15 protein-coding genes are annotated in these 22,659 nt (G+C 71.8%); 7 read left to right on the top strand and 8 right to left on the bottom strand.

Features of this window, described 5'->3' with window-relative positions; all coding sequences use genetic code 11:
- Positions 1 to 188: 188 nt before the first annotated feature.
- The gene (locus WH85_RS17435; RefSeq protein WP_045742929.1) at positions 189 to 1,436 is read left to right on the top strand and encodes a sensor histidine kinase; all 1,248 of its coding nucleotides are present in this window, start codon (positions 189 to 191) and stop codon (positions 1,434 to 1,436) included.
- Positions 1,433 to 2,074, top strand: a complete 642-nt coding sequence (locus WH85_RS17430; RefSeq protein WP_083449060.1) for a response regulator — start codon at positions 1,433 to 1,435, stop codon at positions 2,072 to 2,074. The genes WH85_RS17435 and WH85_RS17430 overlap by 4 nt, the downstream gene beginning before the upstream one ends.
- A gap of 229 nt (positions 2,075 to 2,303) precedes the next feature.
- Here WH85_RS17430 and WH85_RS17425 read toward each other — a convergent pair whose 3' ends face one another.
- Together WH85_RS17425 and WH85_RS17420 are read right to left on the bottom strand one after the other, a co-directional pair.
- The gene (locus WH85_RS17425) at positions 2,304 to 3,206 is read right to left on the bottom strand and encodes an alpha/beta fold hydrolase (RefSeq protein WP_045742988.1); all 903 of its coding nucleotides are present in this window, start codon (positions 3,204 to 3,206) and stop codon (positions 2,304 to 2,306) included.
- A gap of 247 nt (positions 3,207 to 3,453) precedes the next feature.
- Positions 3,454 to 4,893, bottom strand: coding sequence for an MFS transporter (locus WH85_RS17420; protein WP_045742928.1), 1,440 nt, complete (start codon positions 4,891 to 4,893; stop codon positions 3,454 to 3,456).
- A gap of 203 nt (positions 4,894 to 5,096) precedes the next feature.
- Here WH85_RS17420 and WH85_RS47040 point away from each other — a divergent pair, with 203 nt between their 5' ends.
- The 5 genes from WH85_RS47040 (at position 5,097) to WH85_RS47035 (ending at position 12,458) form a co-directional block, all read left to right on the top strand.
- Positions 5,097 to 5,720 carry a TetR/AcrR family transcriptional regulator gene (locus WH85_RS47040; protein ID WP_052720513.1) on the top strand — a complete coding sequence of 208 codons (624 nt, stop codon included), beginning with the start codon at positions 5,097 to 5,099 and terminating at the stop codon, positions 5,718 to 5,720.
- A 33-nt stretch (positions 5,721 to 5,753) separates the two neighbouring features.
- Complete coding sequence (locus WH85_RS17410) at positions 5,754 to 9,044, top strand: AfsR/SARP family transcriptional regulator (protein WP_063775518.1); 3,291 nt, start codon at positions 5,754 to 5,756, stop codon at positions 9,042 to 9,044.
- A gap of 162 nt (positions 9,045 to 9,206) precedes the next feature.
- On the top strand, positions 9,207 to 10,172 hold the full coding sequence (locus WH85_RS17405) for a daunorubicin resistance protein DrrA family ABC transporter ATP-binding protein (RefSeq protein ID WP_045742927.1): 966 nt from the start codon (positions 9,207 to 9,209) through the stop codon (positions 10,170 to 10,172).
- A 95-nt stretch (positions 10,173 to 10,267) separates the two neighbouring features.
- Complete coding sequence (locus tag WH85_RS17400) at positions 10,268 to 11,023, top strand: ABC transporter permease (protein ID WP_045742985.1); 756 nt, start codon at positions 10,268 to 10,270, stop codon at positions 11,021 to 11,023.
- 460 nt (positions 11,024 to 11,483) lie between these two features.
- Positions 11,484 to 12,458: a peptidase associated/transthyretin-like domain-containing protein gene (locus WH85_RS47035; protein ID WP_052720512.1), complete on the top strand. Its 975-nt coding sequence runs from the start codon at positions 11,484 to 11,486 to the stop codon at positions 12,456 to 12,458.
- Between the two features lie 885 nt (positions 12,459 to 13,343).
- Here WH85_RS47035 and fxsT read toward each other — a convergent pair.
- The 6 genes from fxsT to WH85_RS17370 form a co-directional block, all read right to left on the bottom strand.
- Positions 13,344 to 17,222 (bottom strand): FxSxx-COOH system tetratricopeptide repeat protein, encoded by a 3,879-nt coding sequence (fxsT, locus tag WH85_RS17390; RefSeq protein ID WP_045742926.1) that lies wholly within the window; start codon positions 17,220 to 17,222, stop codon positions 13,344 to 13,346.
- The gene (locus tag WH85_RS17385) at positions 17,215 to 18,342 is read right to left on the bottom strand and encodes a TIR-like protein FxsC (RefSeq protein ID WP_045742925.1); all 1,128 of its coding nucleotides are present in this window, start codon (positions 18,340 to 18,342) and stop codon (positions 17,215 to 17,217) included. The genes fxsT and WH85_RS17385 overlap by 8 nt, the downstream gene beginning before the upstream one ends.
- Positions 18,339 to 19,007, bottom strand: coding sequence for a hypothetical protein (locus WH85_RS17380; protein WP_045742924.1), 669 nt, complete (start codon positions 19,005 to 19,007; stop codon positions 18,339 to 18,341). The genes WH85_RS17385 and WH85_RS17380 overlap by 4 nt, the downstream gene beginning before the upstream one ends.
- A gap of 157 nt (positions 19,008 to 19,164) precedes the next feature.
- Entirely contained in the window at positions 19,165 to 21,375 is a 2,211-nt protein-coding gene (locus WH85_RS17375) for an FxsB family cyclophane-forming radical SAM/SPASM peptide maturase (RefSeq protein WP_045742923.1), read from the bottom strand.
- On the bottom strand, positions 21,344 to 21,523 hold the full coding sequence (locus WH85_RS51615) for a hypothetical protein (RefSeq protein WP_169792456.1): 180 nt from the start codon (positions 21,521 to 21,523) through the stop codon (positions 21,344 to 21,346). The genes WH85_RS17375 and WH85_RS51615 overlap by 32 nt, the downstream gene beginning before the upstream one ends.
- A 91-nt stretch (positions 21,524 to 21,614) precedes the next feature.
- Complete coding sequence (locus WH85_RS17370) at positions 21,615 to 22,658, bottom strand: glycosyltransferase (protein ID WP_045742922.1); 1,044 nt, start codon at positions 22,656 to 22,658, stop codon at positions 21,615 to 21,617.
- Between the last annotated feature and the right edge of the window lies 1 nt (position 22,659).

Genomic DNA, 22,659 nt, shown 5'->3' with positions numbered 1-22,659 from the left:
TGATCGAGGGCGGTCACGGCCCGCTCACCCGTGCCGTATCGGCGGCTCACCGCCCGCAGCTGTACCGCGTCGTCTGTCATGCGGTCCAGCCAACCGGCTCCCGCAGCCCGGCACAGTACGGCCAGGAACAGCCCTGAGGTATATCCAGCACTACCGACAACCCGGCCCGGCCTCGGTACCGTGCGGGCATGCCGGTTCGCAACGCGCTCGACGCGCTCTCCCTGCCACCGGTCGATCTGATCCGGTCGGCCTGGCCGTGGCGCTCCCTGGCATACCTGGTCACCGGGGCGCTGCTCGGCTGGGCCACGACCGCGGCCGTCCTCGCCCTCCTGATCGTCGGTGCGCTGCTCACGGCGGTCGTGGTGGGCGTCGGCGGCTTCGTCGCCGTCCTACTCTCCGGCACCGTGGTGGCCCGGCTCGAACGCCGCCGCCTGCGCCTGGTCGACGACGCGGAGATGCCCGACACGCACCGGCCGGTGCCCGCCGGCGCCGGGTGGCGTGCCTGGCTGCGGATCCGGTTGCGGGAGGAGGCGACCTGGCGCGAGCTGGCCTACGCGGCGCTGTCCGCCTCCCTGCTCTGCTGGATGGACGCGATCGTGCTCGGCGGCGTCGCCTACCTCGTGGCGATCTCGCTCGGCGCGCCGTGGGCGATCAACGACGAGCCGGCCACCACCACCGTGCCGGTCATGCTGATCGCCGGTCCACTCTCGGTGATCCTGGCCTACCCGGTCATCGCCTGGGCCGGAGCACGGGCGGCGATGGCCCGGGCGATGCTGGTACCCCGCAGCGACGAGCGCCTCATCGAGGTCACCCGGTCGCGGGCCCGGCTGGTCGACGCGTTCGAGGTGGAACGCCGCCGCATCGAACGTGACCTGCACGACGGCGCCCAGCAGCGGCTCGTCGCACTGAGCATCCAGCTGGGCATGGCCCGCCTCGAACTGCCCGCCGGGTCGCCCGCCGCCGCCGCGGTCACCGACGCGCACGACCTGGCCAAACAGGCGCTCACCGACCTGCGGGAGCTGATCCGCGGCGTCCACCCGAAAGTGCTCACCGACCGGGGCCTGGCCGCGGCCGTCGGTGAGCTGGCCTCGATCGCCCCGATCCCGATCACCCTCGACATCACGCTGCCCGAGCGACTGCCCCCGGCGGTCGAGATGACCGCCTACTTCGTGGTCGCCGAGGCACTGACCAACGTGGCCAAGCACAGCGGCGCCGGCCAGGCGCTGGTCACGGTGCGTGAGGCGCCCACCGGCCGTCGTCTCCTCCTTTGCGTACGTGATGACGGCCGCGGCGGCGCAGACGCGGACGCGGGTTCCGGGCTGGTGGGCCTCGCCGACCGACTGGCCGTGCTCGACGGCACCGTCTCGGTCTCCAGCCCACCCGGCGGCCCAACCCTGATCCGAGCCGAGATCCCCGTCCTCCCGGAGCCGTCATGAGAGTGGTGATCGCCGAGGACGGCCTGATCGTGCGCGAGGGTGTCGCCGGCATGCTGCGCCGCTTCGGCCATGACGTGGTCGCGGCCGTCGGCGACGCGGACGCCCTGCGCGCCGCCGTCGTCGAGCACCGCCCCGACGTGGTCGTCACGGATGTGCGGATGCCGCCCGGCTTCAGCGACGAGGGCCTGCAGGCGGCGATCGCCCTGCGCGCCGCCGACCCCACACTGCCCGTGCTGGTGCTCAGCCAATACGTCGAGCAGACCTACGCGTCCGAACTGCTCGACGCCGGTCCCGGTGCCGGTGTCGGCTACCTTCTCAAGGACCGGATCGGCGAGGTCGCCGACTTCGTGGAGGCACTCGAGTCGGTCGCCGCCGGCCGCACCGTCGTCGATCCCGAGGTCGTCCGCCAGCTGGTCGGCCGCCGCCGGGACCCGCTGCACCGCCTCACCGCCCGCGAACGCGAGGTGCTCACCCTGATGGCCGAGGGCCGCTCCAACGCCGCCGTCGCCCGGGCCCTGGTCGTCACGGAGGCCGCCGTCGCCAAACACATCGGCAACCTCCTGCTCAAACTCGACCTCCCACCCGCCATCGACGACCATCGCCGAGTCCGAGCCGTCCTGGCCTACCTGAGAGCGTGACCGGGCCGCCACACACCGCCGCCCGGTGCCGGCCGGCGCGCTGACCGGTGACGACTCCCAAGCCTGCGCCGCACCGCATCGCCGTGGCGGCCCCGTGGCCCGCATTTCGGTAGCGGTTGCCGTTTTCGCTGCGACAGACGGCTGAGCTGTGCTGATGTGACTGCCACCGTCAACGGCCGACGAGCCGCCGCGGCGAAGGGGATCGCATGGTCACCGGCGACGGCGTTGATCAACTCAAGCTGAGCGGCATCGGGGGGTGGCCGGCCAGCGCCGGCTCGTCGGCGACCAGCCAGCCGAGGATCTCGGGCAGCACCTCGACCGCACCGAAATGGGCGGTGGACGCCTGGATGCGTACCTCGGCGTGCGGGATCTCCCGGGCCAGCCAGCGGGCGTGGCTGACCGGCGAGAAGTTGTCGTCCGCGCCGTGCCACAGCAGCACCGGCACGGTGATGTCCTTGAGTTCGAACTCCCAGCCGCGCCGGAACGCGGCCACGTCGTCGATCCACCCGAACGGGCCCTGCCGCAGCGCCTCACGGTAGGTCTCCGCCAGCAGGCGCCGGATCACGATGTCGTCGACGACCTTGAGGTCAGGGTCGGTCATCTGGGTCCGGAGCACGTCGACCATGCTCTCCGGGTCGCGGCGGGCCCGGTCTGCTTTCAGCCGCAGGCGTTCGACGTGTTTGCGCCAGTCGGTGTCGGCGGTTTCGTATTCCTGGACGTTGGCGTCGGTCATCCCGCCCAGCCAGTCGAGGCCGTCGGCGTCCGAGGGCGCGATCCCGACGAGCACGGCGATCCGGCTCACCCGTTTCGGCGTGCAGGCGGCTGCCGCCAGTGCGTGCGGGCCGCCGCCGGAGCGGCCGACCACCGCGTACGACTCCAGGCCCAGATGGTCGGCCAGGTCTTCGATGTCGGCGGCGGCGTCCGCCACGGTGCGCTGGTCCGACCGGTCGGACCAGCCGTAACCGGGCCGGTCGTAGCAGATCAGCTGGACGCCGAGGCGGTAGAGCACGCTGCTGCGGGGTTTCGGCCCGAGGCGACTGCCGGGGGTGCCGTGCAGCAGGAAGACCGGGGAGCCGTCCGGGTCTCCGGTGATCTCGTAGGAGAGAAGGCGTCCGTCACGAGCCGAAGCCATGCGCCGGCCGGCTCGCTCCTCCACCACGCGCGTCCTCCATGATCCGATCATCGCTGCAGACGGCGACGAGGATAGGCTATTTCATTGACGCCCTTCACATAAGGGCACCCGTGTGTAACCGACAGTAATCTGACCTACTGCTGATACCCGCTCAATCCCGTTATAAAGGTGTACCGCCCGTGAAGTCCGGTGACCGGTGATACGGACGCCGGACCCCACGGGTTGAATCGTCACCCCCGGGAGTTGTTCACTCCGGGATCGCGGCGTCCGCCGTCGCCGCGTGCTTCGGGATGAAGAGGGCCAGCAGCGCCGCCAGCACGGCGGCCCCGGCGCACAGGCCGAACAGCCACTGGTACGCCCCCAGCGACGGCAGCTCGTGCCCGCCGAGATCCATCGTCTTGGCGGCCAGCAGCGCCCCGCCGATCGCGCTCGCCAGCGAACTGCCGATGCTGCGGAACAGCGCGTTGAGACCGTTGGCCGCGGCCAGCTCGGACAGCGGCGTCGCGTGGGCGATCAGTCCGGGCATCGCCGCGTACGCGATGCCTGTTCCCGCTCCGGCGATCGTGGCCCCCACCACCACCTGGGTCAGACTGCCGGTCAGGAAGATCCGGGAGGCGAATCCCAGCGCGATGATCAATGAACCGCCGATCAGCGCGGTCCGCGGGGCCAGCCGGGCGGAGAGCGGCGACAGCAGGAGCATGATCAGACCGCCGGGCAGCATGCACAGGCCGCCGACCAGGATCGACGTGCCGAACCCGTACCCGGTGGCCTCGGGCATCTGCACGTAGGTCGCGGTGCCGATCAGCGTGGCGAACAGGGCGAACCCCACGAACAGCGACGCCAGGTTGGTGAGCAGCAGCGCCGGACGGGCCGTGGTCCGCACGTCCACCAGCGGCGACCGGCGGCGCAGCTCGACCAGCACGAACACCACGATGAGCACGACCGAGGAAACCAGCAGGCCGATGGTCAGCGGGTCGGTCCAGCCCCAGGTGTCACCCTGGGCGAGTGGGAGCAGCAGGGCCAGCATCGCCGCGCCCAGCAGGATCATGCCGGGGATGTCCATCGTGCCCTCGCCCGCGCGCGGGGGCTGCGGGACGAGCCGGGCGATGGCCGGGATGACCAGCAGGCCGCCGACCACGCAGATCCAGAACAGCACGTGGTAGTCGGCGTACTCGGCGACCACGCCGGAGAGCGGCAGGCCGAGCGCGCCACCGACACCGAGCATGGCGCTGATCAGGGCGATGCCGGCACCGGAGTGCTCACGGGGCAGGACCACGCCGACCAGGCTGATGCTGAGCGGGACGGTGGCGACGGAGAGCCCGACGACGGCCCGGCCGACGATCATCGGGGCCAGCGAGTCGGACAGGGCGCAGATCAGGGAACCGGTGACCAGGGCACCGAGTGAGATCAGCACCATCAGCTTGGTGCCGTAGAGGTCGCCGAGGCGGCCGAAGGCGGGGACCGCGACCGCGCCGACGAGCAGGGTCGAGGTGAGCAGCCACGCGACGCCGTCACTGCCGGCGTCGAGGTCGGTGCCGAGTTCGTTGAGCACCGGGACCAGCAGGGACTGGGTCAGCGACACCATCAGCGCGGCGGTGCCGATCACCAGCAGCACGATCAGCTGCCGGCCGGTCCAGGAATGTTTGCGTTCCTCCGTTGACTCGGCGAGGTCGGCGGCTTGGGGCATGGGAGAACTCCTCAAAGATGTCGTGGCAGAATGTGCCACGAGGCAGAGCCTGCCACTTCAAGGTTGCCGGAGCATGTCGCCGCACGGCCCTGAGACCGGGTTCACAGGGCGGACGGCCCTACCATCGGGAGTACAGAGGGCGTAAGGAGCCGACGATCACCACGCTCAGGGAACGCAAACGCGAGCAGAGCCGTCGCGGTGCCGTGGAAGCCGCCTGGCGGCTGTTCATCGACAAGGGCTACGACAACGTGACCGTCGCCGACATCTGCGTGGCCGCCGACATCGCGCCCCGGACGTTCCACCGCTACTTCGCCGGTAAGGAGGACGTCGCCGTCGAGCCGGTCCGCACCATGGCCCGCATGGTCATCGACCACGTCGCGGCCGCCCCGGCCGGGCTCACCGACACCGCCGTGATCCGCGGCGCGATGCTCGAACTCGGCGGCTTCGTCGTCGCCCACCGCAACTGGCTGGCCGCGCTGCGCACGGTCGCCCGTCGCTCCAGCCACCTCAAGGTCTCCCAGGTCGCCGTGCCGCACGAGCACGAACAGGAGGTGGCGGCCCTGCTCGCCGCCCGGCACCCGGACGCCGACCCGAGCGACTGGCAGCGGCATCTGCTGGTCGCCTGCGCCACCGCGGCCTTCCGTGTCTGGTACACCGGCTATTTCGCGGACCGGGCCGGAGCGGACCGGGCCGGAGCGGACCGGGCCGGAGCGGACCGGAGCGGACCGGGCACGACCGCAGCGGCACCGGACGGCGTGGACCCGGACGGCGACGACGCGATCGCCCGCCTGTTGACCATCCTGGACAGAGCCGTCGAACGCGCCTGAACGGCCGCCGGCGGTTGGTGCAGAATCGGGGACATGCGGTTCGGTGTCCTGGGTCCGGTGCGGGCCGAACACCCCGGCGGCGGGCCGATCCCGCTCGCCGGGCCACGACTGCGGGCGCTGCTGGCGATGCTCCTGCTCGGCGCGGGCCGCCCCCTCACCGCCGACCGGCTGATCGACGGCGTCTGGGGCGAGCAACCGCCGGCCGGTGCGGGCAACGCCCTCCAGTCACAGGTCTCCCGCCTGCGGCAGAATCTGCCGATCCACCGTGATCCAGCCGGCTACCGGCTGGCGATCGCCCCCGACGAGGTCGACGCCCATCGCTTCGCCGCGCTGGCCGCGGAGGGCCGCACGGCTCTCGGCGCCGGCGATCAGGTCCGGGCGGCCCGTCTGCTGCGCGCGGCGGCGGGGCTCTGGCGCGGCGAGGCCCTGGCCGACGTGCGGTCCGCGCCGTTCGCGGCCGCCCAGGTCGCCCGCCTCACCGACCTGCGTCTGGACGCCGCGGAGGACCTCGGCGCGGCCCTGCTGCACACCGATCCGGGTGCCGCGATCACCGAGTTGCGCACGGTTGTCGCCGCGCATCCGCTGCGGGAGCGGCCGCGGGCTCTGCTGATGCGCGCGCTGGTCGCCGCGGGCCTCTCTTCGGAGGCTTTTCGGGTGTACGCGGAAAGCCGTCGCGTCCTGGCAGACGAACTCGGGGTGGACCCCGGACCCGCCCTGGCCGAGGCACACGCCGCCCTGTTGCGCCCGTCCATCCCGGCGCCCCGGAGTGCCGATGTCCCACGCCGTCATGCCGTCGCCGGTTCCACCGGCCACACCGGTTCCGCGGGCCGCGCCGATTCCACCGGCCACACCGGTTCCGTGGACGGCAGCGGTTCCGTGGGCGGCGGCGGTGGTTCCGTGGGTGCCGGTTCTGTGGGTGGCGTCGAGGCTGATGTCATGAGTCCGGCGATGAACCGGCCGCCGAGCCCGGTGACCAGTTTCGTCGGACGCGACGACGAACTGAGCCGGATCGCGGCGGCACTGCGAACCGGCCGCCTGGTGACGTTGCACGGTCCGGGCGGCGCGGGCAAGACACGGCTCGCCGGCGAGGCCGCCACCCGGCACCCCGGTCCGGTCTGCTTCGCCGAACTGGCCCCAGCCGGCCCGGCCGACCTGCCCGGTGTTCTGCTCGCCGCCCTCGGCCTACGCGACTCCCGCCTGCACGACACCCCACCGCCGGCCGGAGGTCCGCCGCACCCGCCCAGCGCCCGGGAACGTCTGGTGGCCGCGCTGAGCAGCCGCGATCTGCTCCTGGTGCTGGACAACTGCGAACACGTGATCGACGCGGCCGCCGACCTGGTCGCCGCGCTGCTCGCCGCCGCGCCCGGTCTGCGAGTGCTGGCCACGAGCCGGGAACCGCTCGGCATCACCGGCGAGACGCTCTGCCCCGTCTCCGGTCTGCCTCTCACCGCCACCCCGGACGCTCCCGTTCCCCGCGCCAGGGTCCCAGCCGTCACTCACCTCGAAACCGCGATTCCCGGCACCGCTCTTCTTCTCTCCGACGGCGGGCCGGCTTCTCCGGGGGCGGCGGTTCGGTTGTTCGCGGACCGGGCTGCCGACGTCTCCCCGGGCTTCGTGCTCACGGCTGGGAACGTCGAGGTGGTGGGCCGGATCTGCCGGATGCTCGACGGGCTGCCGCTCGCCGTCGAGTTGGCCGCTGCCCGCCTGCATGCGCTGCCGGTCGAGGAGGTGGCCGCGCGCCTCGACGACCGGTTCCGGTTGCTGTCCCGGGGCAGCCGGTCGGCGCAGAGCCGGCACCGCACCCTGGAGGCGGTGGTCTCCTGGAGCTGGGACCTGCTCACCGACGAGGAACGGGTCCTCGCCCGGCGGTTCACCGTCTTCGCCGGTGGCGCGAGCCTGGAAGCCCTCGAACAGGTCTGCGGCAACACCCGGCTCCACGAAACCCCGGAGCACGAAGAGAACGGCGACACCCGGGGCTACAGTGCACGGCGTCATGGCGCGCCGGACGACGGGGTGCTGGAGAGTCTCACCGGGCTGGTGGGGAAGTCGCTGGTGGAGCGGGACGGTGGCCGCTACCGGATGTCGGCGACCATCCGGGCGTACTGTGCGGCGCGCCTGGATTCGTCCGGGGAACGGGAGCGGATGCGGCGGGCGCACGTGGCGTACTTCGTCGAGCTCGCCGAGACCGCCGGCCCGTGGCTGCGGACCGCTGAGCAGCTCGTCTGGCTGGACCGGCTGGACGCCGACCGGGACAACCTGCACGCCGCGTTGCGGAACTCGTCCGCCGCGGGTGATGCCGGTACCGCGTTGCGCCTGGTCTCGGCACTCTCGTTCTACTGGTGGCTGCGGGGGCTGCGGGCCGAGGCCACCGTGCTGGCCGGGCAGGTACTGCGGGACATCGGGCCGGAGCCGCCTGCGGGACACTTCGAGGCGTACGCCCTCTGCGCTCTTCATGCCGCCCTGGGTGGCGCGGAACGCCCGGACGAACGGTGGACGCGGTATCTCACCGCGTTGACCGCCCCGCCGGAGCAGCCGTTTGCGCTGTACCTGTCCGCGCTGGCGGTCGGCCCGCCGCAGTCCGACCCGGACGAGATGCTCCTCAACGAACGGCTGCTCCTGCCGCTGCGCGAGGACCCGTGGAGTCACGCGCTGGGCGCGGTCGGCAACGGGTACATCCGGCTCTTCTCCGGCGCCGGTCCGGAGACGGCCGCGCCCGACTTCGCCGCGGCCCTGGCCGGGTTCCGGGCGCTCGGCGAACGCTGGGGCACCATGATCGCCCTGTCCGCGACCGCTGATCTGGCCGTCTGGCGTGGCGAGCCGGCCGCCGGGACGGAGATCCTGGACGAGGCATTGCGTCTCGCCACCGAACTCGGTTCCACGGTGGATGTGGCGGACCTGCTGCGCGGGCGGGCCGAGGGGCGGATCGCCGCCGGGGATCTGAGCGGCGCCACCGCCGACCTGGCGCAGGTGGCGGCACTGGCCCGCGAGTGCGGCGCGCTCGAACTGGTCGCGGCGGCCCTGCTCGGGCACGGCACTATCGCGGTGCGCCGTGGCGACCGGGCGGAGGCTGCCCGGTGCTGTCACGAGGCGCTCGCCGCCTGTCCGGAGGGCTGGTACGGCGCCGACGGCACCCGGATGTCGATCCTTCTCACCCTGGGCCGGCTGGCCGAGGAGGAGGGCGACACCACGACGGCCGCTGACCGGTTCCGTGAGGTCTTCACCGTCCGGTCGAGTCTGCAGGGCATCCCGCTGCGGTCGGAGGCGAGCGCCGGCCTGGCCCGGCTCGCCCGCAACGCCGCCCCGACCCGTTCCGACATGGGCTGACGGCGTTCGACAGCGCTGAGCGGACTGACGGCGTTGATGGAACCGGTTGACGGCCCGACGCCGGACTGCAGAACGGCCGACAAGCTGACGGGCTGACGGGGCTGACGGTGGCCGTCAGCGCGCGGTGCGAGCACCGTCAGCGGCCCCCGTGACCATCACGGCATGACTGCATACGCCGTCGCAGCCGAAGGGCTGCGCCAACGTTACCGGGGCGGGACGACCGGCCTCGACGACTTCGACCTGCGTGTTCCGGAGGGGACCGTCTACGGGCTGCTCGGCCCGAACGGTGCCGGCAAGACCACCGCCGTCCGGGTGCTCTCCACGCTGCTGCGCTTCGACTCCGGCCGGGCCGAGGTGGCCGGCGCCGACGTCGTCCGCCAGCCGGGCACGGTTCGCGAGCGGATCGCGCTGACCGGCCAGTACGCCGCCGTCGACGAGATCCTCAGCGGGCGGCAGAACCTGATCCTCTTCGCCCGTCTGCACCGGATGGGGCCGCGGGAAGCCCAGCGCCGCGCCGACGAGCTGCTGGACCGGTTCGCTCTGGTCGAGGCTGCCGGGCGGTCGGCCGGCGAGTACTCCGGCGGGATGCGCCGCCGGCTCGACCTGGCGGCCAGCATGATCCGCCGGCCGGACGTGCTCTTCCTCGACGAGCCGACGACGGGACTGGACCCGCGCAGCCGCAATCAGGTCTGGGACGCCGTCCGCGGGCTGGTCGCGGACGGCACGACCGTGCTGCTCACCACCCAGTATCTCGACGAGGCCGACCAGCTCGCCGCCCGGATCGCGGTGGTGGACAGCGGACGGGTGGTGGCCGAGGGAACCCCCGCGGAGTTGAAGGCCACGATCGGTGCCGATCGGCTGGAGGTGGCCGTCCGGGACGCCGCGCGGCTGGCCGACGCGGTCGCCGTCGTGCAGCGGGTCACCGGCACTGAACCGGATGTCGACCCGGACCGGCGGCGACTCCGCGCGCCGGTGACCGACCGGGTCGACGCGCTGGTCACGACGGTGCGGGCACTGCGGGACGCGGGGATCGCCGTGGATGACGTCGGAGTCTCGCAGCCCACCCTCGACGAGGTGTTCCTGCAGCTCACCGGACACCGTGCGACGACCGGGGAGGAGACCCGATGATCACTGCGAGTCACGGTACGGGTGCTTCCACACGTACCGGAAAAGCGCCTGCAAGGACCGCCCACCGAGGCCGCGCTGTCCCGGACGGCCTGGTGATGACCGGCCGCTATCTGCGGCATGTGCTCCGCGCGCCCGAGGAGCTGGTGATCTATTTCAGCCTGCCGATCATGTTCGTGCTGGTGTTCGGCTATGTCTTCGGCAGCGGGGTGTCGTTGCCGGGCGGAGGTGGGTACCGCGAGTTCTTGCTGCCCGGCGTCTTCGTGATGACCATGTTGTACGGGGTGGGCGCCACCGGGACGGCCATTGCGGTCGACGTGAACCGTGGTGTGGTGGATCGTTTCCGGTCGTTGCCGATGGCGCGCTCGGCACTGCTGGTAGGCCGGATCGCCGCTGACCAGGTCCGTGCGCTGCTGGAGATCTCCGCGCTGGTGGTCTGTGGCCTGCTGGTCGGCTGGTCGGCGCATCGAGGGATCGGCAACGCGCTGCTCGGCATCGGCCTGCTCCTGCTGCTGCGGCTGGCGTTGAGCGCGATCGGCGTGGTGCTGGGGCTGGCCGCACCCAATCCGGACACTGTGGCGACGATCGTCTTCCCGCTGGCGTTCCCGTTGAGTGCGGTCTCCAACGTGTTCGTGGCGCCGGAGTCGATGCCGCAGTGGCTCCGGGTGGTGGCCGAGTGGAATCCGGTGTCGGCGACGGTGACGGCGCTCCGGGACCTGTTCGGCAATCCCGGGCCGATCAGCGGATCGTGGCCGACGGAGCACGCGCTGCTGCTCGCGGTGGTGTGGCCGGTGCTGCTGATCGCGGTGTTCGCGCCGCTCGGGGTGTGGAGGTACCGCCGGCTGGGCGGCTGAATCCGGCGGAGGGTCGCGTTCCGGTCGGGCGGGCATGGCTGAATCCGGCGGACGGTTGCGTTCCGGTTGCGCGGGCATGGCTGAACCCGGCGGACGGTGCTGCGGGAAGGCGGTCGCGGCAACGACAGCGCCCACCCGCAGCACCGGGGCCGGGACGCTCCGGGCGAAGCGGCCTGGCCGGGACCGCGCTCCGGCCGGTGCGGTCCGATGCCGGCCGCGGCGCGGAGGGGAGGTGCCGCGACCGGGAGGAAGCCCGCCAGTCAGTCTCCACGCCGGGACTGTCCACGTCGATCCCCGATCGGCCGAACATCGGTGACTATCGGTATTCAATGCATCGGCGCAGCGTTCATCGTCGGCGTCCCGAGACTGGTTTGGACAAATCTCGCAAAACCGCTTTTTATGGCCGTTTTCCTGCGAAGATCGACTTCGGTGAAGTGATCAACATCGGGGGTGAGGCACCATGCGGGACGACGAGACCGGCACGACGCCGGTCATCAGCCGGGACCAGGCGACAGGCCTGCCGGCTAAACGGTGGCCCCCGGCGCCGCCCTCCTCCACCGCGGGTCTGGGCACCGCCCTCGACCCGGACCTGGAACCCGACCTGGAGATCGACCCCGACCCCGGCCTGACCGCCGACCCGGCACCGGACACCATCCAGGAGACCGACCCGGAGATCGACATCGCGCTGGACGCCGTCGCCGACGCGCGCGCGAGCCGAGCCGCCGACCCGGACGCCGCCGACCACGAGGCGACCAGCGCCCGCGTCGCCACCGCCTTCGCCGGGCTGGCCGTCAGCCCGGGCGAGGCCCGCCGCGCGGCGATCCGAGCGGGACGGCCCGCCCACCTGCCCGGACCGATCCGCCGGTACGCCTGCCGCCTCACCCCGGTCCCGCCCGGACCGTCGGAGCCGCTCCCCCTCGAACTGGTCCGCCGCGACATCGCCGGCACCCGCACCGGAGTGCCACTGATGCTGCGGATCCGGGTGGTCGACTCCGCGGACTGCCGGCCGGTCACCGGCGTGGTCCTGGAAGTCCGGCACTGCGACCCGGCAGGCACCCTGGACGAGGAGACGTACCTGCGAGGCGCCCAGGTCACCGACGGCGAAGGGTACGCGGAATTCCGTACCGTGCACCCCGGCTGGCACCCGGGACGGGCCGTGCACGTGCGCTCCGACGTGCACGTGGGCAGCGGATACCTGGCCGGCGGGCGGGCGATCTCGCACACCGGGCGGCTGTACTTCCCGGACATGCTGACTACCGAGGTGGCGGCGCTCCCGCCGTACCGGCACATCGCGACGGCCCGCACCCGCTACGACGAGGACATCAGCCGGGCTACGGGCGGGGTGCTGCACGTGGTGCCCCGCGACCGGTTCGACCTGATGTCCGGCCTGCTGGCCGCCATCACGGTCGCCGTCGACGCCAAGCCGGGCCGCTGACCCGGGCGCGGCCGGCCGTGATGCCGGGCCGCCGTCACCTCCAACCTCCTTGTGCCCGGCCGGTAGGGCAGTCGTTCGTCAGCCGCATGGCATAGGCCGGCAGCCGTGGACGGCGGCCGTGCCGGTTCAGCCGTGGACGGCGGCCGTGCGGGTCCAGCCGTGGACGGCGGCCGTGCCGGTTCAGCCGTCGCTGATGGCTGAGTCATGTCTTCTGAACATCCATGGACCACGGCTCAGCCCACCGGGCCGTCATCCATGGTCGATCCGCGAGCCGGATGCAGCCGTGGGCGACGGATGGCAGGTCTCGGCCGTGGGTGAGGGCTGAGTTTCGCCTCCCGGAGTGCCGTGGGCGACGGCTGAGTTGTCCGGGCCGTCGGTCATGGTTCGCCGGCGGGTTGGGAGCGACCGTGGGTGACGGCTGAGTTGTCCGGGCCGTCGGTCATGGTTCGCCGGCGGGTTGGGAGCGACCGTGGGTGACGGCTGAGTCGTCCGGGCCGTCGGTCACGGTTCGCCCGCGAGCCGAGAACGACCGCGGGCGACGGCCGGGTGCCCCGAGCCGTCGCCGATGGCTGATTTCCGCCTTCTCGGACAGCCGTGGTCGACGGCTCAGCCACCTCAGCCGTCAGGCCTGGTCCATCCGCGGATCGACGACGGCCGGGGGCGACAACTGTGGGCGACGGCCGGGGACGACAACTGTGGGCGACGGCCGGGGACGACAACTGTGGGCGACGGCCGGGGACGACAACTGTGGGCGACGGCCGGGGGCGACAACTGTGGGCGACGGCCGGGGGCGACAACTGTGGGCGACGGCTGGGGCGAGGCCCGGGGCGACGGCCGGGGATGACGGCTGGCGTGTCACCTGGCCGACGTCCCTGAACCTCACCCCTAGAACGGGTGCGGGTCGAGCACCCGGTGCAGGTAATGGCCGTCCAGGAAGGTCGTCACCGCGGGATGCTTGTCGCCCAGCGTCGCCGTCAACCGCTCCAGCACCTCGTCGGCCCCGGTCGGCCGCTCGCCGTTCGCCGCGATCATCAGCACCTGGTTCGCCGTGCACCGCAGGTAGTCCGGGTGGTCGGTGCCCAACACCGTCAGGTGCCGGTTGAGTGAGGCGTCGATCAGCCGGAGCCCTTCGCGGAGGTCTCCCTCCTCAGCGTGCACGATCGCCAGGTTCAGCGCGGCGGCCAACGAGTACGGGTGATCCGGTCCGAGGATCTTTTCCAGGTCGGTCGCGGCCCGCTTCGCGTATTCCTTCGCCACGGCCAGGTCGCCGCCCACCCGGGCCGTCATCGCCCGGTTGGTGAGGCAGAGCAGCGAGTGCGGGTGGCGGTGGCCGAGTTGTTTGCTGTACGCCTCGTGGACCTCGGCCAGTTCGGTCGTTGCGCTGCGGACCTCCCCGATGGCGAGCAGGCTGAGGGCGCGGCTGAGACGGCAGGCGAGGGTGTCCGGGTTGTCCGGTCCGACCACTTCGTTGAGTTGCTCGTACGCATCCTCCAGCATTCGTGCCGCGCGGTCGGTCTGGCCGTGGCTGCCGACCGACACCGCCAGGTTGGCCCGGGCCGCGAGGGTGCGGTAGTTGTTCGACCCGAAGACCTCCTCGTACTGCCGGGCGATCTGTTCCAGCAGTTCGCTGGAGGTCTTGTAGTCGCCGGCCTCGCGCAGGTCCCGGCCCAGGTTGGTGCCGGTGCCCAGGGTGTTCGGGTGGGTGGGCCCGATGATGTCGCGGCGCCGGTCCCACAGGCCCTGGTCGAGGGCGCGGGCCTCCCGGAAGTTGCCGGCCAGGCGGTGGGTGGTCGCCAGGTTGCTCAGGGCGGTGTGGGTCCGGGTGTAGTCGTCGCCGAAGTGTTCGACCCAGGCGGCGTAGGTCTTCTGGTCGCGTTCCAGCGCCTCCCGGTAGCGCCCGAGGGCACGCAGGTCGCCGCCGAGGCTGCCGGCGGTCATCAGGGTGTGCGGGTGGTTCTCGCCGAGCAGTTCGGTCTGTGCGGCGAGCACCGCCTCGTTCAGTTCCAGGGCCTCGTCGAACTGGGCCGTCGACCGCATGATGATCGCGATGTTGAAGCGCAGGTGCAGCAGTTGCGTGCGCAGGGCGACCACGTCGGCGGGGTTCGTCATCGCGGTCAGCATCGTCTGCCAGCGGTCGGCGATCTGTTCGCCGAGCTGCCGGCCCTCGACCGAGCCGCCGGTGACCCAGATGTAGCGGATCCGGTCGATCATCAGCTGGCGGACCGAGGTGTCGTCGCAGTCGGTCGCGTTGGAGATCTCCAGGTGCGGCCAGAGGACCCGGAACCGGGGCCAGGAGCGCGGGTCGTCGATCTCGTGTTCGGGGCGCAGTTTGGCGAGGACCAGGTGGATCTGGTGCCGGGTGACGCGCAGTTCCTGTTCGCTCATCCGGGAGCGGACCACGTGCTGCAGCAGCCGGTGCACCTGGATCTGCTTGCGGCCGACGTCCAGTTTGAGCAGGGCCAGCCGGTTGATGTGCTGGACCAGCGAACCGCGGTACGCCCGTTCGGTGACCAGCGGGTCGTACTCCCGCAGTTCCTGCGCCAGTTCATCGCTGTAGATCAGGTCCAGGGAGATCTCCGGTGCCAGCACCGAGCAGAGCTGGAGCAGCCGGTACGCGCCCCGGGACCGTTCCCGCAGCAGGTCGAGCGACAGGTTCCACACCTCGTCGACGGTGCTGCCCGGACCCTGGCGTTCGATGGTCTGGAGGTACTCCTGCACCGACAGGCCGGTCTCGGCGAGCATGGCGCCCGCGGCCGCGACGGCGATGGGCAGGTCGCCGAGGACGTCGGCGACCCGGTCGGCCTCCTCCGGGCGGATGGTGTTGATGCGCTGCCGGAGGTGGGCGACACTCTCGCGGCGTTTGAAGACGTCGATCTGCATGGTCTGTGCCCGGTCGCCCCACTGGCTGTTCCGGGAGGTGATCAGGACGTGGCCGGGTCCCTTCGGCACGAAGCTCAGGACTTTCGGGACGTCCTCGGCGTTGTCGAAGACGAGCAGCCAGCGGGCGTGCGGGTCGCCCTGTTCCAGGGCGGCGATCACCGCCTTGGCCTCCTCCTGGACGCCGGACTGCGGCAGCGACAGGTTCAGCCGCCGGCCCAGGTCGGCCAGGATGCTGTCGATGAACTGGGCCTGTTCGGCGTCCACCCACCAGACCACGTCGTACGCGCTGCGGAACCGGTGCGCGTACTCGAGGGCCACCTGGGTCTTGCCGATGCCGCCCATGCCCTGCAGCGCGACCGGCATCTGGGGCACCGGGGTGGGTCCGGAGAGCACCACCGCGGTGCCGCCGCTGAGCTGCGACCGCAGGTCGAGCAGGTCGTCCTCGCGGCCGGTGAACCGGGCGTTGCGGGCCAGCGGGTTGAAGATGGCGGGTTGTTCGCCGGGGAACCGTACCCCGGTGACGAACTGGTCGATGTCCTCCGGCGCGGTGCGCCCGACCAGGCGCAGCACCCGTTCGATCGCGGTCGCGAAGGATTTGCCGCCGATGAAGGCCGAGCAGTTCATCGGGAACGACGACAGGGGCGTCATGTCCTCGACGTAGACGGCGAGCGGTGGCCGCGGATCGCTGAGGTCGCGCTGCACGATGCCGTCCTGGGCGCCCGCGTTGGCGTGCGACAGGATGGTCAGGTGCCGGGCGGTGTCGACCCGGCTCTCCGGCACCGGGTTCTGTGGGCCGCGCACCCGGATGCCGGCGGCGACCAGCAGCCCGCGGATCCATTCCGCCCAGAGCTGGTCCTCCGGCGAGTAGTGCAGGACCACCTCCTCTTCGGCGAATTCGACCCGGCGTACGAAGCGGGACACCACCCGGGTGCGGACGGCGTCGTCCATCGGCGGCAGCGCGGTCACCGCACCGTCGGTGATGTGCTGGGCCAGTTTCTCGTACGCGGCGAGCATGGAGCCGGACTGTCCGGGCCGGTCGCCGAAGGTCGCCAGGATCTCCTCGTAGGCGTAGAAGGCCCGGTAGGGCACCTCCACCTCGTTCCAGTACTGGCTGCGGCCGGACGGGGTCATGTCGGCGGGCAGTTCGGGGAAACGCTGCATGGCGATGCGGAGCCCGGCGTCGGCCCGTTCCTTCTCCGCCGGGTCGACCCGCATCGGGACCGGCAGGATCCGGATGTTGCGTTTGGCGTGCTCCTGCGTGATCTTGGTGGCGACCCTGGCCGCGCCGGTGATGCCCTGTTCGCTCAGGGTGAAGCAGTCGACGAGCACGCTCGGCAGGTCGATCGTGCAGATGTCGGCGACGTCGCTGAGACCGGTCCGGCTGTCGATCAGCGTGTAGTCGTAGTTGGCCTGCATGTCGGCCCGCAGTGCCGCGAAGAACCGGCCGCCGCCACGCCGCTCGTAGAAGTCGTCCCAGTTCATGCCGGTCAGGTTGGCCGCGTAGTCCTGGTTCTGCAGGCCGGCGGAGAGGAAGTCGAGCTGCCCGCCGGCCGGGAACGCCTTCCAGTTCAGCGAGAACGCGTGCTTGTGCACCCGGGCGAAGTCCTCGTGCCAGTCCGGTTCGCGTTCGCCGGGGCGGGTGGTGGCCCACTCGTACGCCCGGATCATGTCGATGACCCCGCCGCTGGTCTCGATCGCCCCGGCGTCCAGGAACGGCTCGAAGAACCGGTGCAGGCCGGGCGACTCCAGGTCCCAGTCGACGGCGAGCACCCGTTTGCCGTTGGCGGCGAGGATCCAGGCGACGTTCGCCAGGGCCATGGTGCGACCGGTTCCGCCCTTGAACGAGTAGAACGTGACCACTTTGCCGTTACGGTGCTCAGCCATCGCTGCTTCTCTCCGATGCGGGTGGTGCGGATCCGTCGCCGTCCAGGCGGGGCCGGGGGTACCCGTCCAGGGCCTGGACGGAAGCCTGTCGCAGGTACTGCCGGCGCGCCTCGCTGACGACCGAGGGCATCATCTGGGCGAACTGTGTCACGTCGTGTGCGGACTTGACCCGCGTCGCGCCGAGTTCCTTCAGCAGGTGGACAACCGGACCCGCCCGGTCGGCCCGATCACCCACCACGACCGGCCGGACCCAGGGGTGGATGCGCCCGCGGAGGGTGGCGAGCCGTCCCTGGCTGACCCGGTGGTCGACCAGCAGGACCGCCGGGGCGGTGTCCATCGCCTTGAGGTCGGCCGGTCGCTCGGCGATCTGGGCGGGCAGGCCGAGGCGCTCGGCGACGTTCGCCGCGTACTCCGCGATCGGCAGGTCGAGGGCCTTGCCGAACGGCTTCCACGGGCCGGCCGGTCCCAGGACGCCGACGACGAACGGTGTGGTGCCCGGTGCCGGTTCCAGCCGCGGGATGTCACCGATCGAGACACTGTGCCCCGGCGGCAGGACGGAGGCCTCGGCGACCTCGACGATCCGCCGCGCCAGCCGGACCAGGATCCGGTGGTACTGCGTGGCGTAGGAGGTGAGCATCAGCAGCGCCCGGAGGCCGTTCTCCGCGTACTCCGGAATGGCGGTGCCCAGGGAGACGGCCCGGGCCAGATCGCGGGGGACCGGTGTCGCACCCGGGCCGAGCAGGGGGATCCACAGCACCGGGACGATGTGTTCCTGCCCCCGCTCCGGCTCGCCGGGGAACGCCCGCTCGACCCGGTCCAGGAACGCGGCGCGTTCCTGCTGGGGCCAGGACTTGTTGAAGTAGCCGGGGGAGTAGAGCGGGACGAAGACGTCGGCGCGGCCCAGCTGCTCGTCGAGCATCGCCTTCCAGTCGGCGCCCGGCCCGGCCTGGTAGTCGACGAACCCGGTGTCCGCGGAGGGCGCCCCGGTCAGGGCGGTGACCTCACGTTTCAGGTCGTCGAAGCAGCGCCGCACCCAGATGTCGGTGTCATCGGTGCCCCGTCTGTCGCTGAGCGGCACGGAATGCGCGTAGCTCAGGAAGAAGGAGACGGCCCGTGTCATGACGTGGCCTCCTCGGCGAAACTGGTGCGCAGTCCCTCGACACCGCCCGGGACGGCCGGCTCCACCCAGTAAAGACTGTGCAGGCGTTGAATGTGGAGGGCCAATCTCCAGACGATCATCTTGTAGACATCGGACTGCCTGGTTTCGATCAGCCCGAACAGGCCGTCGGTGCGGTATCTCTCGCCGTAGTCCGGGTCGGGCAGCCCGGTCGGGGAGAAGACGTTCACCTTGGCGATCAGCGGGGGCAGCTGGTCCCGGAACGGCGTCCACAGCACCGGGACGACGGCGCTCTCCATCACCGGCCCGCTGCCGGCCCGCGGCACCACCCGGCGCCGGGTGAAGAGGTCGAACTCGCGGGCGCACCAGGCGCTCTGGAAGAGATAGCGCTGGGAGAGCAGGGAGATCAGGACCTGGCAGGTCCCCACGGCCCGCAGGACCGTCGGCTCCCACAGCTCGCCGCCGCCGTGGTGGATGTCCAGGAAGCCCGGGTGCTGGCCGACCGGGGAGCCGATCAGCTCGCTGACGTTGGCGGTGAGGTCGTCGAAGAACCGCATCACGTGGGTGGCCGGCTCGCGGGGCGCGGCGACCGGCTGCGGGTGTGCGGGCCGGCCGTAGCTGACGGCGAAGACGGGGGCGCTCGGGTCGTCGGCGATCGCTGCGGCCACCTCGCGCTCCTCTCCGTGTCAGCCGCAAGACACAGTGGATCGCCCGATGATCACGGTGCGTCAGGGGCGAATGTCGAGGGGCTCTGCCTCCGCGGTGAAGCCATGGTAACGCTTCGTGTCCACCCTTTCGACCCGGCTCTCCGCCCGGCCGGGCGGATCAGCGCCAGGAGGCGATCTCGGCGGCTATACCGTCGACGAAGGACTGTCCGAGCGGGGCCAGCGCGCCCGTCCCGCGGAGCGCGTCGATCGCTGCCGTTGTCCGATTTCGATAACTGGCATAAATCTCCGCGGCTGCTGCTCCCGGCCGGTGGCGCCACATGTCCGCCACCGCCAGGTGCGCGTAGATCCCCTGCAGCACCCCCTCGGGCGGCCGCGGATCGGAGCGCCACGCGACGCGTACCGTCGCTTCGATCCTGGGGTCGAGAAGGTCGTGCTCGTCCAGCACGGCGGCCAGTTTGCTGTGCTGGAACTCGTGCACCAGCAACACGGCGAGTGCCTCCGGGTCGTCGGTGGCCGCGATCCCCACCGCGCCGAACGCGTGCCGCGACGTTGCGCTGCGTAGTGTCGCGTCCGCGGCGGGGACCAGCGGGACGATCGCCCGCAACCCGCGGACCAGGCCCTCGACCTGCCCGGGGGCGTCGCGTTTGATCACCTGCCAGGCGCCGGTCAGCGCCCGCGTCCACGACCTGACGTCCTCGGCGCTCAGCGGGGGCGCGGCCGGCCAGTCGTGACAGTCCCGGTACGGGTCGGCGTCCTCGAGCCGGACCACGAGGTCACCGAGGTCGACCACCGGCGCCGGCCGCCACCGCGGATCGCCGTCCTCGAGGCGGGCGGTCCCGCCGTCCCACCGGACCGTCCCGGCACCGGATATCACCGCCCGGTCCGGGGCACCCGGCAACGTCACCGTCCCGAGCGCCGGCAGGTGCACCCGGCCGTCCCGGGGCGTCACCACCACCTCGGCCGGGTCCCCGGCGGTCACCAGCACCGCGGCGGCCAGGTCGGCGAGACGGCCGGCGGACGCGTTCTCCCGCAGGCGGCGGATCGCCCAGACCCGCAGGAACGGATGGGCGACCACCTGGCGTACCGCGTCCGGGAACCGGGTGTCGAGGTCCTCGAGCAGATCCCAGGCGTCCGCGGCGGGACCGTCGTCGCACGAGTCGGCCACCGTGACCAGCAGGGCCCGGACGAACGACTCCTGCGCCACCGACAGCGCCGTCACGGCGTCGCCGCCGGAGAGCCGGCCGACCACCCAGAGCGGAAGGCTGTCCATGGTGACGATGAGCTCCTTCAGGTCGGCGCAGTACACGGACGGGTTGTCGAAGCCGTTCCCGTGCCGGTACCGGTGCGCGTAGAGGCCGCCGCCGCAGCGGGTCACCACCGGGCAGGCGCGGCACGTGGCCGACAGCGCGGTCCGCTGCCGCATCACCGGCAGGCGCAGCAGATCGTCGGCGGAGGCGGTGAACACGGACAGTCCGGTGGCCGCCGCGCCGTCGAAGGTCGTCTTCATCGAGTCCGGCTGCTCCCAGGACCCGTCCGTCTCGATCACCGCGAGGTCGCCCCGGTCCCCGCCGACGGACTCCGTCTCGCTGTCGCCGCCCGCGGCCGTCGCCTCCAGGGAGTCGAACAGCCGGATCGGCACCGGCCGTCCGTCGGCGAGCCAGCGGGTCCGGATCCGGTTCAGCCAGTCCGCGTACGGGGTGGCGGCCCCGGCCGGCCGCGGCGGGGGCGTCTCCCAGGTGGCGTGCGGGAGCAGGAAGTCCAGGCGCGGCGGCTGCTGCTCCAACAGGGCGGTGTACACCGCGTCCGGGTCGTTGGCCACGTCGACGGTGCACAGGATCCCGGCGTACACCGGACGGTAGCGCTCCTGCCGGAGCAGGGAGATGCCGCGGACCGTCGCGTCGAAACTGCCGCCGCCGTGCTGGTACCGCCGGTGCCGGTCGTTGGCCTCGCGCCCGCCGTCGAGCGAGACGCCGACCTTGACGCCGAACGCCAGCAGGATCTCGGCGAGGCGGTCGGTGAGCAGGATCCCGTTGGTCTGCATCCGCCAGTCGATGCGGGTGACGGCGCCGACGACCGAGGTGATCGCGGTGAGCGCCGCCTCCAGCCGGTCCGGCCCGAGAAGCAGCGGCTCCCCGCCGTGCAGGACGATGCCGACGGTGTCGAGCCGGTGCCGTGCCGCGTGGTCGGCGATCCGCTCGGCGGCGCGGCGCACGGTCGCCGGGGTCATGAAGGCCGGGCGGTCACGCCAGGTCTGGTCGGCGTGTTCATAGACGTAACAGTGGTCGCAGGCGAGGTTGCAGAGGCCGTGAACCTTGAGAACGAACTGGCGGACGACCTCAGATGGCGGACTGGAAGCGCGATACGTCAATAGATCGCCGCTCTCGCGTCGGGTCCGGTCCGGGGGCGATCCGCCGCAGGCGCCGTTCGACCTCGGGACGTACGGTCTTCGCCGCGTCACGGCGAAGAGGAACGGATGGCCGGTTGGCGGCGAGTTCTTCCACGGTGCTCAGTTCCACGGTGCTCAGTTCTCCCCGGGCCGGTAGACGGCAGGAACACCCGACCATAGGGGACGGGTAGCCCTGAGCATAGACAATGCTCTACATAAAGTCACCAGGACCGGACTGCCGGTAGTTCGGGGCGTACCGGCGCCGGCCGCTGATAGACGAACGACCGCTGGATCAGGAAACCGGCCAGGAACAGCGTCACCTCGGTGACCAGCTTGGCCACCACCAGCGATCCGAGAAGGTTGCTGAGGCCGCTCAGCAGCAGCACGTTGGCGGTGAGCGAGACCGCGGCCAGAGCGGCGTACCGTGGTGCCGCCCGCCGGTGCGGGACGCTTCCCGACGCGTGGAAGACGGCCCTCCGGTTCACCGTGTAGTTGACCGTGGCGCTGACCAGCCGGGCCAGCACCGCCGACAGCACCACCTGACCGGTCGCCGCGACCAGGACCGCCAGCAGGGCCGCGTCGATCGCGAACGCCAGCAGCGACGAGCCGGCGAACGCCAGCAGCGGCGCGTAGATCCGGGCCGAGTCCTGCAACGGCCGGAAATGCGACGAACTGTTGCCGTCCAGGTAGACCGTGGCGATCTCCACCTCCTCGATCGGCATCCTCTCCCGGGCCGCGGTCAGCAGCAGGCGCAGCTCGTACTCGAAACGCTCGCCCGGCACCTCGCCCAGCCGCCGCAGCATGGTGGCCGGATAGCCCCGCAGCCCGGTCTGCGTGTCGGTGATCGCGCAGCCGGTGACCAGCAGGAACAGCAGCCGGGTCGTGGCGTTGCCGAACCGGCTGCGGGCCGGCACCCGGCCGGTGAACCGGCGTACCCCGAGCACCATCGGCGCGCCGGTGGCCTCCAGCCGCGCGGCGACCGCCTCGATGTCCTGCGGGCGGTGCTGGCCGTCGCTGTCCGCGCAGACCACGTCGTGCCCGCGATGGTGGGCCTCGATGTGCCCGAAGCCGATCTTCAGGGCGGCGCCCTTGCCCCGGTTGCGTTTGAGCGTGACGATCTCGGCGCCGGCTGCGCGCGCCTCGTCGAAGACTCTCGTGTACGCGGGCCCGCTCCCGTCGTCGACCACGACGACCCGGCGGGCCAGCTGCCGGACGAGGTCGACGAGCCGGTGATCGGGTTGGTACGCGGGGATCAGCACGATCATC

Origin of the sequence: Actinoplanes rectilineatus (assembly GCF_000962825.1) — a bacterium.
GTDB classification, from domain to species: domain Bacteria; phylum Actinomycetota; class Actinomycetes; order Mycobacteriales; family Micromonosporaceae; genus Actinoplanes; species Actinoplanes rectilineatus.
The sequence above is the reverse complement of the archived record's forward strand: the minus strand, read 5'-3'. Positions and strand labels throughout refer to the sequence as shown.

Excerpts from the sequence above, each read along its gene's own strand:
- WH85_RS17425 (WP_045742988.1), bottom strand. The coding sequence starts at position 3,206 with ATGGCTTCGGCTCGTGACGGACGCCTTCTCTCCTACGAGATCACCGGA.
- WH85_RS17385 (WP_045742925.1), bottom strand. The coding sequence starts at position 18,342 with ATGACACGGGCCGTCTCCTTCTTCCTGAGCTACGCGCATTCCGTGCCG.
- fxsT (WP_045742926.1), bottom strand. The coding sequence starts at position 17,222 with ATGGCTGAGCACCGTAACGGCAAAGTGGTCACGTTCTACTCGTTCAAG.
- WH85_RS17370 (WP_045742922.1), bottom strand. The coding sequence starts at position 22,658 with ATGATCGTGCTGATCCCCGCGTACCAACCCGATCACCGGCTCGTCGAC.
- WH85_RS47035 (WP_052720512.1), top strand. The coding sequence starts at position 11,484 with ATGCGGGACGACGAGACCGGCACGACGCCGGTCATCAGCCGGGACCAG.
- WH85_RS17435 (WP_045742929.1), top strand. The coding sequence starts at position 189 with ATGCCGGTTCGCAACGCGCTCGACGCGCTCTCCCTGCCACCGGTCGAT.
- WH85_RS17405 (WP_045742927.1), top strand. The coding sequence starts at position 9,207 with ATGACTGCATACGCCGTCGCAGCCGAAGGGCTGCGCCAACGTTACCGG.
- WH85_RS17420 (WP_045742928.1), bottom strand. The coding sequence starts at position 4,893 with ATGCCCCAAGCCGCCGACCTCGCCGAGTCAACGGAGGAACGCAAACAT.
- WH85_RS17400 (WP_045742985.1), top strand. The coding sequence starts at position 10,268 with ATGACCGGCCGCTATCTGCGGCATGTGCTCCGCGCGCCCGAGGAGCTG.
- WH85_RS17430 (WP_083449060.1), top strand. The coding sequence starts at position 1,433 with ATGAGAGTGGTGATCGCCGAGGACGGCCTGATCGTGCGCGAGGGTGTC.
- WH85_RS17410 (WP_063775518.1), top strand. The coding sequence starts at position 5,754 with ATGCGGTTCGGTGTCCTGGGTCCGGTGCGGGCCGAACACCCCGGCGGC.